Origin of the sequence: Kitasatospora sp. NPDC051164 (assembly GCF_044455625.1) — a bacterium.
Lineage (GTDB): Bacteria > Actinomycetota > Actinomycetes > Streptomycetales > Streptomycetaceae > Kitasatospora.
Window position 1 is genome coordinate 54,667 of the sequence record NZ_JBITFB010000025.1, and the last position, 15,445, is coordinate 70,111.

At 74.5% G+C, this 15,445-nt stretch carries 12 protein-coding genes; 9 read left to right on the forward strand and 3 right to left on the reverse strand.

The window, feature by feature from the left end; translation table 11 throughout:
- Positions 1-12: 12 nt before the first annotated feature.
- Positions 13-903 (reverse strand): hypothetical protein, encoded by an 891-nt coding sequence (locus ACIBEC_RS32250; RefSeq protein WP_360496081.1) that lies wholly within the window; start codon positions 901-903, stop codon positions 13-15.
- A gap of 312 nt (positions 904-1,215) precedes the next feature.
- Here ACIBEC_RS32250 and ACIBEC_RS32255 point away from each other — a divergent pair, with 312 nt between their 5' ends.
- From ACIBEC_RS32255 to ACIBEC_RS32290, 8 genes are all read left to right on the forward strand, one after another.
- Positions 1,216-1,683, forward strand: coding sequence for a hypothetical protein (locus tag ACIBEC_RS32255; protein WP_360495706.1), 468 nt, complete (start codon positions 1,216-1,218; stop codon positions 1,681-1,683).
- A gap of 26 nt (positions 1,684-1,709) precedes the next feature.
- A complete protein-coding gene (locus ACIBEC_RS32260) occupies positions 1,710-4,466 on the forward strand; it encodes a toxin glutamine deamidase domain-containing protein (protein ID WP_360495703.1) in 2,757 nt (918 codons plus the stop codon).
- 510 nt (positions 4,467-4,976) lie between these two features.
- Complete coding sequence (locus tag ACIBEC_RS32265) at positions 4,977-6,269, forward strand: SUKH-4 family immunity protein (protein ID WP_360495700.1); 1,293 nt, start codon at positions 4,977-4,979, stop codon at positions 6,267-6,269.
- Between the two features lie 140 nt (positions 6,270-6,409).
- A complete protein-coding gene (locus ACIBEC_RS32270; RefSeq protein WP_360495697.1) occupies positions 6,410-7,372 on the forward strand; it encodes a Ppx/GppA phosphatase family protein in 963 nt (320 codons plus the stop codon).
- A 568-nt stretch (positions 7,373-7,940) separates the two neighbouring features.
- Positions 7,941-8,744 carry a sugar phosphate isomerase/epimerase gene (locus tag ACIBEC_RS32275; protein ID WP_360496078.1) on the forward strand — a complete coding sequence of 268 codons (804 nt, stop codon included), beginning with the start codon at positions 7,941-7,943 and terminating at the stop codon, positions 8,742-8,744.
- A gap of 53 nt (positions 8,745-8,797) precedes the next feature.
- Positions 8,798-9,568 (forward strand): methyltransferase domain-containing protein, encoded by a 771-nt coding sequence (locus ACIBEC_RS32280; protein ID WP_360495694.1) that lies wholly within the window; start codon positions 8,798-8,800, stop codon positions 9,566-9,568.
- A gap of 256 nt (positions 9,569-9,824) precedes the next feature.
- A complete protein-coding gene (ilvD, locus tag ACIBEC_RS32285; protein ID WP_360495691.1) occupies positions 9,825-11,669 on the forward strand; it encodes a dihydroxy-acid dehydratase in 1,845 nt (614 codons plus the stop codon).
- A gap of 104 nt (positions 11,670-11,773) precedes the next feature.
- Positions 11,774-12,310, forward strand: coding sequence for a hypothetical protein (locus tag ACIBEC_RS32290; protein ID WP_360495688.1), 537 nt, complete (start codon positions 11,774-11,776; stop codon positions 12,308-12,310).
- 4 nt (positions 12,311-12,314) lie between these two features.
- Here ACIBEC_RS32290 and ACIBEC_RS32295 read toward each other — a convergent pair whose 3' ends face one another.
- Positions 12,315-13,697: a hypothetical protein gene (locus ACIBEC_RS32295; protein ID WP_360495685.1), complete on the reverse strand. Its 1,383-nt coding sequence runs from the start codon at positions 13,695-13,697 to the stop codon at positions 12,315-12,317.
- 114 nt (positions 13,698-13,811) lie between these two features.
- Positions 13,812-14,261 carry a hypothetical protein gene (locus tag ACIBEC_RS32300; protein ID WP_360495682.1) on the reverse strand — a complete coding sequence of 150 codons (450 nt, stop codon included), beginning with the start codon at positions 14,259-14,261 and terminating at the stop codon, positions 13,812-13,814.
- 255 nt (positions 14,262-14,516) lie between these two features.
- Here ACIBEC_RS32300 and proC point away from each other — a divergent pair, with 255 nt between their 5' ends.
- Positions 14,517-15,344, forward strand: coding sequence for a pyrroline-5-carboxylate reductase (gene proC / locus ACIBEC_RS32305; RefSeq protein ID WP_360495679.1), 828 nt, complete (start codon positions 14,517-14,519; stop codon positions 15,342-15,344).
- Positions 15,345-15,445: the final 101 nt, after the last annotated feature.

Sequence of the window (15,445 nt, forward strand, 5' to 3'; positions counted from 1 at the left end):
CCTTCAAGGAGGTCAGTCCTTCTTGGCCTTCTTGCCCGTCCTGGTCGGGTCCGCCTTCTTGGCGGGGTCCTTCCTGATCGGGTCGGCCGGGTGCGGGGCGACCCTGCGGTCGCCCTTGGTGGCGATCCGCTCCTCGCACAGGCGGGCCAGCACGTCGTACGCCGCCCCGCCCATCAGCTCGGTGAGCTCGGGGCGGTAGCTGACGTACACCGGCTCCGCGCCCTGGTGGGCCGCGGGGGCGCCGGTGCACCACCAGTGCAGGTCGTGGCCGCCCGGGCCCCAGCCACGGCGGTCGTACTCGCCGATCGAGACCTGGAGGTAGCGGGTGTCGTCCGGGCGGTCGATCCAGTCGTAGGTGCGGCGGATCGGCAGCTGCCAGCAGACGTCCGGCTTGGTCTCCAGCGGCTCGCGGCCCTCCTTGAGCGCCAGCGCGTGCAGGGCGCAGCCGGCGCCGCCCGCGAAGTCCGGGCTGTTCACGAAGATGCAGGCGCCGTTGACCCGGCGGGTCTGGCGGTCGCCGTCCTCGTCCAGCATGGTGATGCCGCGGGCGTCGCCGTTACCGCCGTTGCCGGGGTCGGAGACCAGTCGCCCCTTGGCGTCGGTGCCCTCGGCGAAGTTCTCCCACAGCTCGGGCGTCAGCCGCGCCGCGTGGCCCAGGACGCGCTTCTCGTCGTCCTCGTCCGAGTAGTGCGCGCCCAGCGTGCAACAGCCGTCCGACTCGCCGCGGCCCTCACGGATGCCGTGGCAGCCCTGGCCGAACACGCAGGACCAGCGGGAGGTCAGCCAGGTGAGGTCGCAGCGGAACACCTGCTCCTCGTCGGCGGGGTCGGCGAACTCGACCCAGGCGCGCGGGAAATCGAGCGGGACCTCGTCGCGCGGGATCTCGCGGCGCAGGGTCGGCATCGCGAGGTCGACGGGGGCGGGGGAGGCCGGGGGCTTCGCCTTGGCCTTCTTCTTGGACGTTTCTGCTGGTGCCACCCGGCAAGGGTAGAGCTTTCGCGGGCGTGGTGACGGGGTCGGTGCGCGTGGCGGCGGTTTCGGCACGGCGCTCGGGCCGGGTTCGGGCCGGGCTCAGGCCGGGTTCGGCGCCGGCTTCGGCACGGGGCCGGGCGGGGGCCCGGTACGGGTGAAGGCGGGGTGAAGAGGTCCGTCGGGCGCTGCGGGCGGGCCCGGGAGCGTGCCTAGGATGGCGGTCCGCTACGGGGAGGTACGGGGATGGCAGGCGGCAGCACCGGGGCGTCCGACCGCGCGGGCGGCGCGTTCGTCCTCAAGCCGTGGGAACTGCACGGCGAGGGGCGGGAGTTCGAGAAGATCGGGGGCGAGCTGACGAAGGCCGTCGCCGCCCTGGAACGGGACCTCGCCGCGCTCGGCGCCCCCTGGGGAACGGACACGCCGGGCAGCGGCTTCGCCACCGTGTACGGTCCGGCGCACGGCGAACTCGTCGGCGGGCTGCGGGGGTTGGCCGGGCGGGTGGGGAAGGTCGGGACCGGGCTGCACGCGATGGCCGAGCGGACGACGGACACGGACACCTCGGCGGCGAGCGGCTTCGGCGGTGGGGTCGGCGGTGGGGCCGAGGGCGTGACCGGGCCCGGGCCCGGGGCGGCGGCGGTGTCCGCGGTCTATTCGACGACGGGGGCAACCCCGGGGGCGGCGCCCGCCGTCCCCAAGGACATGTCGGTCTGACGGACCCGGCTCGGAGGGGGAAGCGCGTGTCCCGGAAACTGCCCGAGGAACTGGCCCCGGTGCTGGCCAGGACCGGCCACCAGTGGCCGCAGGCCGACGAGGAGGGCCTACGCAAGGCGGCCGGAGTCTGGCGGGAGTTCGGCAAGGAGGCCGACCGCCTCACCCGCCGCTGCGGCGAGTCCGTCCAGCGCGTCACCGCCGACAACTCCGGCCACGCGGTCGAAGCCTTCGGCGCGTACTGGCAGGCTTTCAGCGGCGGCGGCAAAGGCCACCTGGACGACGCGCACGCCGCGGTCGGGCTGGTCGCCAGCGCCTTCGACACGGCCGCGCGGGCCGTGGACACCTGCAAGGCCGAGATCATCGCGACCCTGCAACAGCTCGCCGCCGACCTCGCGCAGGCCGAGGAGCAGGCCGCCAAGGCCAAGGAGGCGGCGGGCAAGCTCGCTGCGGCGGTCGACGGCGCCCCCGGCCCGGGGGCGGAGAACAGCGGGGTGGTCGGCGGGCTGAAGAAGGCCGTCGGCGGCCTCGCCACCACGGTGCAGAACACTGCCACCGAGCAGGTCGCGGCGGGCGTGTCGGCCGTCGTCGTCGACGCCGCCGCGCTGAAGATCGGCGGGCTGCTCGCCGAACTCGGCCGTGCCATGAAGGACGCGCTCGCCACCGTGCTCAAGGAACCGGCCGCCGTCGCCCTGCTCCGGCTCGGCACCGCGCAGGGGACGGGGATCACCGCCGCCTCGTATCGCACCGGCGCCTTCGACCCGCTCGCCGCCGGACTGCCCGTCGCCCTCGGCGAACCGGGCGTGCTCGGCGCGGACGGCACCGGGCTGGTCCTGCTCGCGGGCAAGGACGGCAAACAGCTGGTCGGCGTGCCCGGGCTCACCGTCAAGCTCGACGAACACGGGCAGCCCGTCCTCGGCCAGGACGGTCGGCCGGTCATCCTCCGGGCCGACGGCACGCCGGTGGGCGACCCCTCCGGGCTGCTGGTCGTCCCGGGGCCGGACGGCAAACCGGTCGTCGGGGTGGCCGACCTGGCCGTCCGGCTGGACGAGCACGGGCAGCCGGTGCTCACCGACGAACACGGCCAGGAGGTCCACGGGCTGCCCGTCGGGGGGCTGCCACCCGCCGGGCTGCCCGAGACACCGGACAAGCCGGCCACCGCGGACGGGAAGCCGGCCGACGGCACGGGGCCGGACGGCAAGCCGGATCCGAAGACGCCCGGCGTGGTGACCGTGGCCTCGGCCGTCGTGGCGGACCCGGGTGCGGTCGTGGGCGGGGCGGACACCGCCGTCGCCGCGAGCGCGCCCGCCGGTGCGGTGGCGGCGGGGGCCTCGTACGCGACCGGGGGCTGGCAGGGGCAACACCGGGCGGTGGCCGGCGGTGCCGACTGGACGCCGCCGGCGCGCGACGACGGGTCTCCCGGGCGGTCCGTCGCCGCGCCGGTCCGCCAGGGCAGCGGGTCGGCGGGCTGGGCGGACGGGGACTACCCACTCCAGGCCCCTGCAGCTTCGGTTCCGGCACACGGTGGGGGCGGTGGCGGCGGCGGGCCGGTGACCGTACGGACCGACTCGGTGAGCGCGCCGCCCGCGCCCAGTGCCGCGCAGTCCACCAACAGCTCCTCCGGCTCCTCGTACACACCGGCGCCGGACGCCCCGCCGGCGATCCGGCCGGTCGGCGTCGCCGGGCCGTTCGGGACACCGGCGTACGGTGCCGGGTATCCGGTGGCCGGAGGGGTGGGTGCAGTCGGTGCGGTCGGGGCCGTTGGCGCGGTCGGGGCTGTTGGCGCGGTCGGGCCAGGGCCGCTCGCGGGCGGCGGCGGAGGGCCTGCCGCGCAGGTGGCGGCACCGTTCGGCAGCGGAACGGGTGCTGCCGCGCCGCAGCCCGCCCTCGGCGAACCCCGGCCGGGCGCTCCCGCACCCCGCACCCCGGTCGGCGCCGCGCCGCACCCCGTCACCGGTCCGCCGACCCCGGTTCCGGTCACACCGCCGATCGTCGGCACCACCCCGGTGCTCGGCCGGCCCGAGCCGCACCACGTCGACACCCGACGCCGGGACACTGCCGAGACCGTCGCCGACCCCACCCTCGCGTGGGGCGCCGTCCCGGTCGCGACCGCCCACGCCATGGCCCTCCAACTCGCCCTGCGCGCACGGCGCGGAGCCCACCCCGACGACCCGGCCGCCCAGCCGCGCAGCATCACCGACAGCCGCCCGTACGGGCTGCCCGGCGGGCTCGGCCCGGTCGACCCGGAGCACCAGGCCGAACTCGAACGCCGCGCACCCCGCGACGCGGACGGGCTCCCGGTCCGCCACCCCCACCCGGCCATCGGCGGCTGGGCGGAGGCCGTCAACGCCGGCGGCTACCGCGAACCGGGCCGGGCCAACAACAGCCTGGAGATCGCCCTCTCCGCCGTCGAGTGTCACACCGGCCGACCCACCTGCGCCGCCCCGCGCATCCCCACCGAGGGGGACGCCGGCGAACGCGTCGGCCGGGACCGCGCCGAACGCGAACTCGGCGCCCCCTTCCGCGACCTGGGCGACGGCGACCAGGCCATCGACCGCCTCGCCGACGACCTCCGCCGCGCCGGCCACGGCTCCCAGGCCGTCCTCCTCACCCTGGACGCCTTCGGCCGCCCGCACGCCTGGAATGCCGTCAACCACCAGGACACCGTCACCTACCTCGACCACCAACTTGCCCGCCAGGGCCCCACCCCCCTCCACCCCGCCACCCACGGCCTCTGGGCCATCGCCCTCACCCCCGAAGGCCGCCCCCTCGCCCTCACCGGCTAGCCACCCGCAGTTTGCGCAGGAAGTCGACCAGGCCGACTTCCTGCGCTCGCTCACCTCCGCCAGGGCAAATATGCAGACCGGTCTCCATATTGGCCGGATGGGGACGGAAAGCGTGCGTGCGTGAGAAGTCGACCGGGCCGACTTTTCGCGTGCTGGGTCGGTATGGAGACCGATCGCCGGGGTTGGGTGGGTGTTGCGCGAGAAGTCGGCGGGGTCGCCTTCCTGTGTGCGGTGGGGGTCGGCTACCCGTAAATCTGTAGACCGGTCGCCATATCTTTGCCCGTGTGCGTGGGAAGTCGGGTGGGCCGACTTTTCGTGTGTGGGCTCGCTGTGGATCTGTAGACCGGCCTTCATGGTCGTGCAGGGGTGGGCGGGAGTTGCTCAGGAAGTCGGTGGGGTCGACTTTCTGTGTGAGTCGGCAGGGGAGTTCGGGTGGAGGCGGCACTCCTTGGTGTGAGGGCGTAGGGTCGCGGCGCGGTCGGGTTGGGTGTCGGGGACGGGGGTGGCCGAGTGGTTTCGCGGGCGCAGGCGGTGGCGGCGGGACATCGGTGGATCAACGGGGATCTTCCGCAGGGCGCCGCGGTGGTGCGGCGGGTGTGCGCGCACGAGTTCGAGCTCGGGTGGGTGGTGTGGGCGGAGCCCGCGCGTGCGGAGGTGGATCCGCGGACCGGTGAGCGGCGGGCGCCCGAGGAGGTGGGGGCTGCCTGTGCCGTGGTGGACCGGGAGAGCGGGCGGTTCACGGTGTGGCCCTCGGTGCCGGTGGACGAAGTGGTCGGGCTGTACCGGGACTTCGTCGGCGCGGGCGGGCACGACCCGACCCGGCCGCCGGCGACCGGCCGCGGTGCCCGTGCCGAGCTGACGTACCGGGACGACGCGGGCGAGGAGCGGTCGCTGGCGCTGCGTTCGGCGGCGGGCCTGCCGCATCCGGCGCTGCGCGGCTGGTGGTGGCTGCGCGAGCAGGGGGTGGCGGCCGGGGACGTGCTGGCCGTCCGGACCGACCTGCGGATGAGCGCCCTGCCCGGCGGCTACTGGGCCCACGCGCTGGCCGCCGAACTGCCGGACACCCGGGTCGACTTCGAGTTGCCGTACGGCCCGCGGTTCGACCACCGGGCCGCCGCCGTACGGGCGCTGCCCGCGCCCCCGGACGGGCCGGCCCGCAACCGGGTGCCCTTCCCCCGCCCGGTGCGGAACGCGCCGGACGAGCCCGACGCGACGCTCGCCGCGCGGCTCGCGGAGCGGTTCGGCCCGGCGGGTGTGCAGCGTTTCGACCCGGCGGACGTGGCGCGGGCCGAACTGCCCGGGGACGCGGCCGCGTTGCTGCTGGCGGTGGGTGTGCCGACGGCCGTGCCGGGGTTCTTCGCCCTGCACCACCCCGGCGCGGAGGCGATCGCGGACGGCACCCGCCCCGGCACCGTGCTGCCGCCGCTGGCGGCCCACCTGGCGGCGCTCGGCCGCGGCGCCCGGGTGGCCGAGCGCGAGCGTCCGGCGCTCGCCGGGCAGCTGGTGCTGGGGACGGACGGCTGGGCGCTGGTGGCCCTCGACACGGTGGACGGCGCCGTCCGAGCGGTGGATCCGGACTACGCGACCGCCCGCCACTGCAACGCGGACCTGCGCGCCTTCGTCCGCTGCCTGGAGGTGTTCGCCGGCTGGTGGCCCGCCCTGCGCGGCCTCGGCCCGGTGACGGCGGGCGAGGCGGTGGAGGGTCTGCAGCGTGCCCTGGTGGAGGCGGACGGTTCGGTCTTCGCCGATCCCGAGAACTGGTGGGCCGTCATCGTGGAGCAGCTGTGGGACGGCCTGCTGTGACGGGACGCCGGGGAACCTGACGCCGGGGGGCGAACGCCAGGGAGCCGGAGGCCGCCGAGGGCCCGGACGCCGCCCCGGACCAGCGTGAATACCGTCGCAACCCCCCTCGCCCGGGCCCGGATCGCGTAGCGTGGAGAGTTATGCGACTCGGTGTTCTCGACGTAGGTTCCAACACGGTCCACTTCCTCGTGGTGGACGCCCATCCGGGCGCCGCCCCGCTGCCCGCGTACTCCCACAAGGCCGAACTGCGCCTGGCCGAGCTGCTGGACGAGGACGGCTCGATAAACGAGGCCGGTATCGAGCGGCTGGTCGGCCACATCGCGTCCTCGCTGCGGGTCGCCGAGGACAAGGGTGTCGTCGACATCCTGCCGTTCGCCACCTCCGCCGTGCGCGAGGCCGCGAACGGCGAGGAGGTGCTGCGCCGGGTGACCGCCGAGACCGGTGTCGAGCTGCGGGTGCTCTCCGGGCAGGACGAGGCCCGGCTCACCTTCCTGGCGGTTCGCCGCTGGTTCGGCTGGTCCTCCGGCCGGCTGCTCAACCTGGACATCGGCGGCGGCTCGCTGGAGATCGCCTGCGGTCTGGACGAGCAGCCGGACGTCGCCTGCTCGCTGCCGCTGGGCGCCGGGCGGCTGACCGCCCGCTGGCTGCCCGGGGACGTCGCGGACCCGGACGGGCTGCGCGAGCTGAGACGCCACATCCGAGCCGAGATGGCCACCGTGGTCGGCGAGATCTCCCGGCTCGGGCCGCCGCAGCACGCGGTCGCCACCTCCAAGACCTTCAAGCAGCTGGCCCGGATGACCGGCGCCGCGCCCGCCGACGCCGGCCCGTACACCGACCGCCGGCTCACCCGCAGCGGGCTGGGAGCCTGGCTGCCGCGGCTGGCCACGATGACCGTCGCCGAGCGCGCCCAGATCCCCGGCGTCTCCGAGGGCCGTGCCAAGCAGTTGCTGGCCGGCGCGCTGGTCGCCGACGCCGCGATGGACCTGTTCGGCCTCGACGAGCTGGACGTCTGCCCGTGGGCGCTGCGCGAGGGCATCATCCTGCGCCGGCTGGACGCCATGGACAGCCCCGCCGACCGGCGCCGACCGGCGTTGACTCCGTAGGACGGCGTCCCGTTCGGAGCGAGCTCCGCTTACGCTGTCTCCCGTGGTGCAACCAGCGGGCGAGGACGGGACGCGGGAGGGCCGCGCTCCCGGGGACGGGCAGCCGCGGCCGGACAGCCCGCGCCGCCGGCTCGGCAAGGCGGTCAAGGGCGCCACCGCCGCGCAGGCCGCCAAGGCTGTGAAGGCGGCCCAGCGCACCACGAAGAAGGCCGCCACGAAGAAGGCTGCCACGAAGGACGCCCCGACGACGGCCGCATCGAAGACCGCTGCGACGACGCGCACCGCCGCCGAGAAGCCGCCCGCGAAGAAGCCGGCGACGAAGAAGGCCACGGACAAGAAGCCCCCGACGCAGCCGCCGGAGCAGCCCGGGGCGGCGCCCGCCCGCGGCCCGGCCCCCCGCAAGGCGGCCGCCAAGGCCGCGCCGCGGGAGACCCGCACCGCCCGGGCCGCCGGTGCCGCGAAGGCCGCCGTCCAGTCGGTGCGCTCGGTCAAGGCCGCCCGCCGGGACGCCGCCCGTCCGCCGTTGCTGCGGACCACCGACCGGCTGGTGCTGCCCCAGCACCCGGCGCTGCACATCCCCGACACCAAGGTGGCCCTGTCCACCGCTTCGGTGTACCCGGCGAGCACCGCCGTCGCTTTCGAGCTGGCGGCGAAGCTCGGCTACGACGGGGTCGAGGTGATGGTCTGGAACGATCCGGTCAGTCAGGACATCGAGGCGCTGCGCCGGCTCTCCGACGCCCATCAGCTGCCGATCCTGGCCGTGCACGCGCCCTGTCTGCTGATCACCCAGCGGGTGTGGACCACCGACCCGTGGACCAAGCTGGTCCGGGCCCGGGCGGCGGCCGAGAAGCTCGGCGCGAGCGCCGTCGTCGTCCATCCGCCGTTCCGCTGGCAGCGCCAGTACGCCCGGGACTTCGTCGAGGGCATCAACCGGATGGCGGGCGAGACCGACGTCCGCTTCGCCGTCGAGAACATGTACCCGTGGCGCTACCGCGACCGCGAGGTGCTGGCGTACGCGCCCGGCTGGGACGTCACCGACGAGGAGTACCGGCACTTCACCATCGACCTCTCGCACGTGGCGACGTCCCGGATCGACACCTTCGCCATGGTCGAGCGGATGGGCGACCGGCTCGCCCACGTGCACCTGGCCGACGGCAGCGGCTCCGGCAAGGACGAGCACCTGATCCCCGGCCGCGGCAAGCAGCCCTGCGCGGAGCTGCTGGAGCACCTCGCCCGTACCGGGTTCGACGGCCACGTGGTGCTGGAAGTCAACACCCGGCGCTCCGCGTCGCCCGCCGAACGCGAGGCCGATCTGGCCGAGGCCCTGGCTTTTACCCGCTTGCACCTGGCCACCTCCTCGCGCGTACGCTGAGCCGCACGGGCACGCCCCGCTGTGGGTGCGAACTTCCGTACGGAGGGCGAGACATGACGGAGGAGCGGAACTACCGTGAGGCCGCCGGGAGCTTCGGCGCGGTGGCCGCCGAGTACGACCGGGGCCGCCCCGGCTACCCCGATGAGCTGTTCGACGCGCTGGAGCGGCTGTGGGGCCGGGGCCTCAAGGGCGCCCGGGTCCTGGACGTCGGCGCGGGCACCGGCATCGCCACCCGGCTGCTGGCCGCCAGGGGCGCGGACGTCGTCGCCGTCGAGCCCAGCTCCGGCATGGCCGCCCAGTTCCTGGCCTCCTCGCCCATGCTGCCGCTGGTCCGCGGCAGCGGCGACGACCTGCCCTTCCATGACCACTCCGCCGACCTGATCACCTACGCCCAGGCCTTCCACTGGACGTACCCCGAGCGGTCGGTCCCCGAGGCGCTCCGGGTCCTGCGGCCGGGCGGCGCCGTCGCCGTCTGGTGGAACGTGCACGACGAGACCGTGCCGTGGGTCCGGGCCCGGGACCGGCGGATGGCCGCCGCACTGCCCGCCCGCTACCGCGGCTACGGCGGGATCAGCGACCACACCAGCCACTTCGCGCCGGCCGGCCTCGCGGTCGAACGGGCGGTGCTGCACTGGGAGCGGCGGGTCACCGTCGACCACGTGCTGACCGACCTCACCTCCCGCTCGTACCTGGCCTCGCTGAGCCCCGAGGAGCGCGCGCCGGTGCTGGCCGCCGAGCGGGAGGCCATGCTCGCCGAGTTCCCGGACGGCATCGTGGTCGAGCCGTTCGCCCTCGACCTCACGGTGGCCGGCACCCCGGGGTGATCCCGCAGCGCCGCCCACCGACCAGCCGACCAGCCGCCTACCCTCCTGCCGACCGCCCCCCGCCGGCCAGCCGCCCCCGCCCACCGCCCGTCGACAACCCCCCCGGCCCGCACGCCGGCCCGCACGCCGGCGGTACGACCGCATCGCGGACGGCCCGTCCGCCGCCCGGACGGCGGGCGTAGGCTCGGTAGCCACAGCGGCCCCCGCACCCTCCCGCCGGCGGGGCGCCGGCGAGAGCCCGAAGGAGTGGAGCACAGTGCCCGAGCTGAAGTCCCGTACGGTCACCCACGGTCGCAACATGGCAGGCGCCCGGGCGCTTCTCCGGGCGGCCGGTGTAGCCCGCGAGGACTTCGGCAAGCCGATCATCGCGGTCGCCAACTCCTTCACGGAGTTCGTCCCCGGCCACACCCACCTCCAGCCGGTGGGCCGGATCGTCTCCGAGGCGATCAAGCAGGCGGGCGGCATCCCGCGCGAGTTCAACACCATCGCCGTGGACGACGGCATCGCGATGGGCCACGGCGGCATGCTCTACTCGCTGCCCTCGCGCGACCTGATCGCCGACTCGGTCGAGTACATGGTCAACGCGCACTGCGCGGACGCCCTGATCTGCATCTCCAACTGCGACAAGATCACCCCGGGCATGCTGATGGCCGCGCTGCGCCTGAACATCCCGACCGTCTTCGTCTCCGGCGGTCCGATGGAGGCCGGCAAGGCCACCCTGGTCGACGGCACCGTGCGCAAGCTCGACCTGGTCGACGCGATCTCGCAGGCCGTCAACGAGAACGTCTCCGACGAGGACATCGCGATCATCGAGGAGAACGCCTGCCCGACCTGCGGCTCGTGTTCCGGCATGTTCACCGCCAACTCGATGAACTGCCTCACCGAGGCCATCGGCCTCTCGCTGCCCGGCAACGGTTCGGTGCTCGCCACCCACACGGCCCGCCGGGCGCTGTACGAGAACGCCGGGCAGACCGTCGTCGCGATCGCGAACCGCTACTACGACGGTGACGACGCCTCCGTCCTGCCCCGGGCGATCGCCACCCGCGCCGCCTTCGAGAACGCCATGGCCCTGGACATCGCCATGGGCGGCTCGACCAACACGATCCTGCACCTGCTCGCCGCCGCCCAGGAGGCCGAGCTGGACTTCGACCTGCGGGCCATCGACGCCATCTCCCGCAAGGTGCCCTGCCTGTCCAAGGTCGCGCCGAACGGCTCGTACTACATGGAGGACGTCCACCGGGCCGGCGGCATCCCGGCGATCCTCGGCGAGCTGTACCGCGGCGGGCTGCTCAACGAGGACGTCCACACCGTGCACGCCGACTCGCTCGCCGAGTGGCTCAAGACCTGGGACGTGCGCGGCGGCTCGCCCTCCGCCGAGGCCGTCGAGCTGTGGCACGCCGCCCCCGGCTGCGTCCGCTCCTCCGAGGCCTTCTCCCAGTCCGAGCGCTGGGAGTCGCTGGACACCGACGCCGCCAAGGGCTGCATCCGCGGCGTCGAGCACGCCTACTCCGTCGAGGGCGGCCTGGCCGTGCTGCACGGCAACCTCGCCGAGGACGGCTGCATCGTGAAGACCGCCGGCGTGGACGAGTCGATCTGGACCTTCAGCGGCCCGGCCGTCGTCGTCGAGTCCCAGGAGGACGCGGTCGAGGCGATCCTGGCCAAGCGGATCAAGGAGGGCGACGTCGTCGTCATCCGCTACGAGGGCCCCAAGGGCGGCCCGGGCATGCAGGAGATGCTCTACCCGACGTCCTTCCTCAAGGGCCGCGGCCTCGGCAAGGCCTGCGCGCTGGTCACCGACGGCCGTTTCTCGGGCGGCACCTCGGGCCTGTCGATCGGCCACGCCTCCCCGGAGGCGGCCTCCGGCGGCACCATCGCCCTCGTCGAGGACGGCGACACCATCGCCATCGACATCCCCGGCCGGACCATCTCCCTGGAGGTTCCGGACGAGGTCCTCGCCGAGCGCCGCCGCGCCCTGGAGGCCTCGGGCGGCTACCGCCCGAAGAACCGCGAGCGCCAGGTCAGCCAGGCCCTGCGCGCCTACGCCGCGATGGCCACCTCCGCCGACAAGGGCGCCGTCCGCGACGTGACCAAGCTCGGCTGAGCCCCGGCAGTACGAGGAGGAGCCGTCCCGCAGGCCGGGACGGCTCCTCCGTCGGATCGGACGGCTCCTCCGCCGGATGGGGCGGTCGGGTGATAATCGACGGCGTGAGCGAGCAGCCCCCCACCCCCGCGCCCAAGGCCGTCGGCGCCCCCAAGACCGTCGGCGCGCCCGAGCCGGAGCCGATCCGCTGGTTCGGCACCAGCTGGCTGAACCGGGACGGCGGCTACTGGCCGCGCCGGGTCGCCGTGTCCGTCGGCGCCCTGGCCGCGACCGCCGCCGTGGTGCTGGTGCTGCGGTTCGGCGTCGAGGGCATCGCCCTCTCCGACAACGGGACCTTCGTCAACGGGCTGATGACCGCCGCCATCGCGATCTGCTCGATGATGTCCGTCCGGCGCACCTGGAAGCTGCTCACCGAGGGCAGGGACCAGCTGACCGGCTGGATGGCCGAGGACAAGTCGCTCGGCGCGGTCTGGCTCATCGGCAGCGCCGGCGCCCTGGCCGCCTACTTCGCCCGCAGCGTGGTCGAGGCGCCGGGCGAGGCGGTGCGACGCGCCGCGTACCAGCGGGCCGTCGCCCAGTACGAGAAGCGCCAGGCCGGCCGCAGCGGCCGGCCCGACGCCAGGGCCAAGCGCAAGCGCTGACCGGTCAGTAGCGGCTGATCGTGCCGCACTCGTCGGTCTGCTGGATGTCCTTGCTGCGGTCGTACGGGTCGATGGCCGGGCCGGTCGGCCGGGAGCCGGGGGTGTCCGGTCGCAGCGCCGCGAACTGGTCGAACTGTGGGTGGAAGAAGCCGTCGTAGACGTCGCAGGCCGAGTTGGCGGGGTCCGTCTGACTCTTGGCGTACACGATCTTCTTCGGCTGGACCTGGTAGCGGCCCGGGTCGTAGAAGCGGAACGTGTCCGCCCGCCGCACGATCGTGCGGGTGGTCCAGGTGTCCCCGGCCACGTCGTCCGTCGGCGCGAGCAGACCCGCCGGCACGAGGAGACCCGCCGGCTTGGCCGTGCCGCCGCCCTGCGGCGCGGCGGGCTTCGTCGGCTGCGGGGCGGGGGTCGTCGGCTGGGGCGACCCGGCCCGCTTGGCGGCCTCGGGGCCGGGGCGCAGCGCGTACACGAAGCTGAAGTCGGTGTGGATCAGGACGCCCTTGTCCCCGTCGCCTTCGTAGGTCATCCGGCCCTGCACCTTGACCGTGTCGCCCACCGGGATCGCGTCGCGCGGGTCGAACCGGCTGAACCAGTTGGTCGGGTCGTTGTCCTTGGACGGGTGCTCCAGTGCGGCCTTCGCGCCGTCCTGGTCCTCCCGCTCCAGCAGTGCCAGGGCGGCGTCCGGACGGCCGCCCGCGACCACCTTGGGGTCGAGGTTGGCGGCGATCAGGTAGTCCTTGACGGACTGCAGTTGGGCGGCGACCTGGGCGGTGGAGAAGACGCCGGTGGCCTGTGCCTCGGGGAGGACGAAGGCCTCGGCGCCGTTCGGCCAGCCCTCGGCGAGGGACCCGGCCCAGGGGCGGTCGACGGTCGGCTGCTGTTCGTCGACCTTCGGCGGCGCGGTGGTCGGCCTGGCCGTCTCGGGGGCGACGGTCGGCGCGGGGCTGTGGGCCGAGGAGGAGCCGCCGTAGTGGTCCGAGTACCAGTTACGCAACCCGTTGACGTTCAGGGCCGCGAGCAGCACGGTGACGGTCAGCACGACGTAGAGCGGTGTGCGCCACGGCAGTTGGCGACTGCGCGGGCGCGGGTTGCCCCAGGGGTCGACCGCTTGGGGCTTCGGCTTGCGCCCGAAGCGGCGCTTGGCCTTCTTCGCCGGGCCGTCGTTGACCGAGCGGCGGCCGCCCGGGTCGACCGGCGGGGTGTGCTTCCACCGGGCGGTGAGCATGCGGGTGCGCCCGCTCTGTTCCTTGACGGCGGCGCCCCGGACGAATTCGTCGTCCAGGACGAGGTCGGCGAACGGGTCCTTCGCACCCGTTCCGGACGGGTCGGACCCGCCCGGCTCGTCGCCCCTGACGGGGCGCGGTTCCGGATCTTCGGCTATCGGCATCGCGCCAGTATGACGACGGGGTGTGACGATGCGCTGGTCGGGGGCGCTCACGTGGTGAACTCGTGCCCGCCGGGTGGCGCTTCACCGTGTTTCGTCCGGAACCGTGCCGGTGCGTCAGCCCTTGCGGCGGGCCTGCTTCACCGACCCCACCACCCCGGCGATCGCCAGCAGGAGGCCGGCGGGCAGCAGCGAGATGAAGAAGGCGCCGAACAGACCGGAGTCGCCGAGGAACAGCTGCGCCAGGGTGTTCAGTGCCAGCAGCCCGCCGGCCGCCGGGAGGGCCGACTGCCACGGGTGGTCGTTCGCCCAGCGGCGCAGCCGCCGGTCGGCGGTGTCGCGGCGCAGTTGCCCGCCGACGGTGCCGACCAGGAAGAAGAAGAACAGCGCCCAGCCGGCCGGTCCGGCCAGCATGCTCAGCGACCAGCTCCCGGAGATCGCCTCGATCCCCAGGGAGGTCGCCCCCACCACCGCACCGACCCCCGCGGCGGTTCGCCACGGGCCCACGGTCGCCGAGGCGACGGCGAGTTGCCGGTTCTCACGTCGGGACATTTCGTCGTGTGCCATGGTTCAACGGTGCGCCCGCCCGGCCCCGGAGGCCATAGGGGAACCCCCTGGTTTTCTCCCTAGGGGCGACAAGGCGCGACAAGGCGCGACAAGGCGCGACGAGGGGCGACAAGGCGCGACAAGGGGCGGCGACCGGCGGCGACGGCCGAACGAGCGGCGCACCCCGCCGGGCCCGGCGACCACGAACCGGACGGTCCCGCCGGGCGCCGACGTACGGTGCGAGGATGGCCGCAGTACCAAGGCAAGGAGCGGACCATGGGCAGCAGCGCAGCACGCGGACAGAAGATCGCCTTCCTGGGCACCGGCAAGATCGGCGAGGCCCTGCTCTCCGGCCTGCTGCGGGCGGGCACGAACCCGGCGGACGTCCTGGTGACCGCCCGCCGCCCCGAGCGCGCGGTCGAACTCGCCGCCCGGTACGGCGTGGTGGCGGTCTCCAACGCCGAGGCCGCCAAGCTCGCCGACACCCTGATCCTCGCGGTCAAGCCGCAGGACATGGGCACCCTGCTGGAGGAGCTGGCCCCGCACGTCGGTGCGGACCGGCTGGTGATCTCGGCCGCGGCCGGCGTCCCGACGGCCTGGTTCGAGGAGCGGCTGGCGCCCGGCACTCCGGTGGTCCGGGTGATGCCCAACACGCCGGTCCTGGTGGACGAGGGGATGAGCGTCATCTCGGCGGGCTCGCACGCCACCGAGGAGCACCTGGCGCGCACCGAGGAGATCTTCAGCTCGGTCGGCAAGGCGCTGCGGCTGCCGGAGTCCCAGCAGGACGCGGCCACCGCGCTCTCCGGCTCCGGCCCGGCCTACTTCTACTTCCTGGTGGAGGCGATGACCGACGCGGGGATCCTGCTCGGCCTGCCCCGCCAGGTGGCGCACGACCTGATCGTGCAGTCCGCGATCGGCGCGTCGGTGATGCTGCGGGACTCCGGCGAGCACCCGGTGAAGCTGCGCGAGGCGGTCACCTCCCCGGCCGGCACCACCATCGCGGCCATCCGCGAGCTGGAGAACCACGGTGTGCGGGCCGCGCTGCTGGGCGCCCTGGAGGCGGCCCGGGACCGTTCCCGGGAGCTGGCCTCCGGCGGGAAGTAGTCCGCGGCGGCCGGGGCGGAAGTCCCTGCGCGACCCCTCCCGCAATCGCGGCGCACCGCCTACGCTCTCGCCAACATCGTCCTACCGGGCGGTAGCGAGGT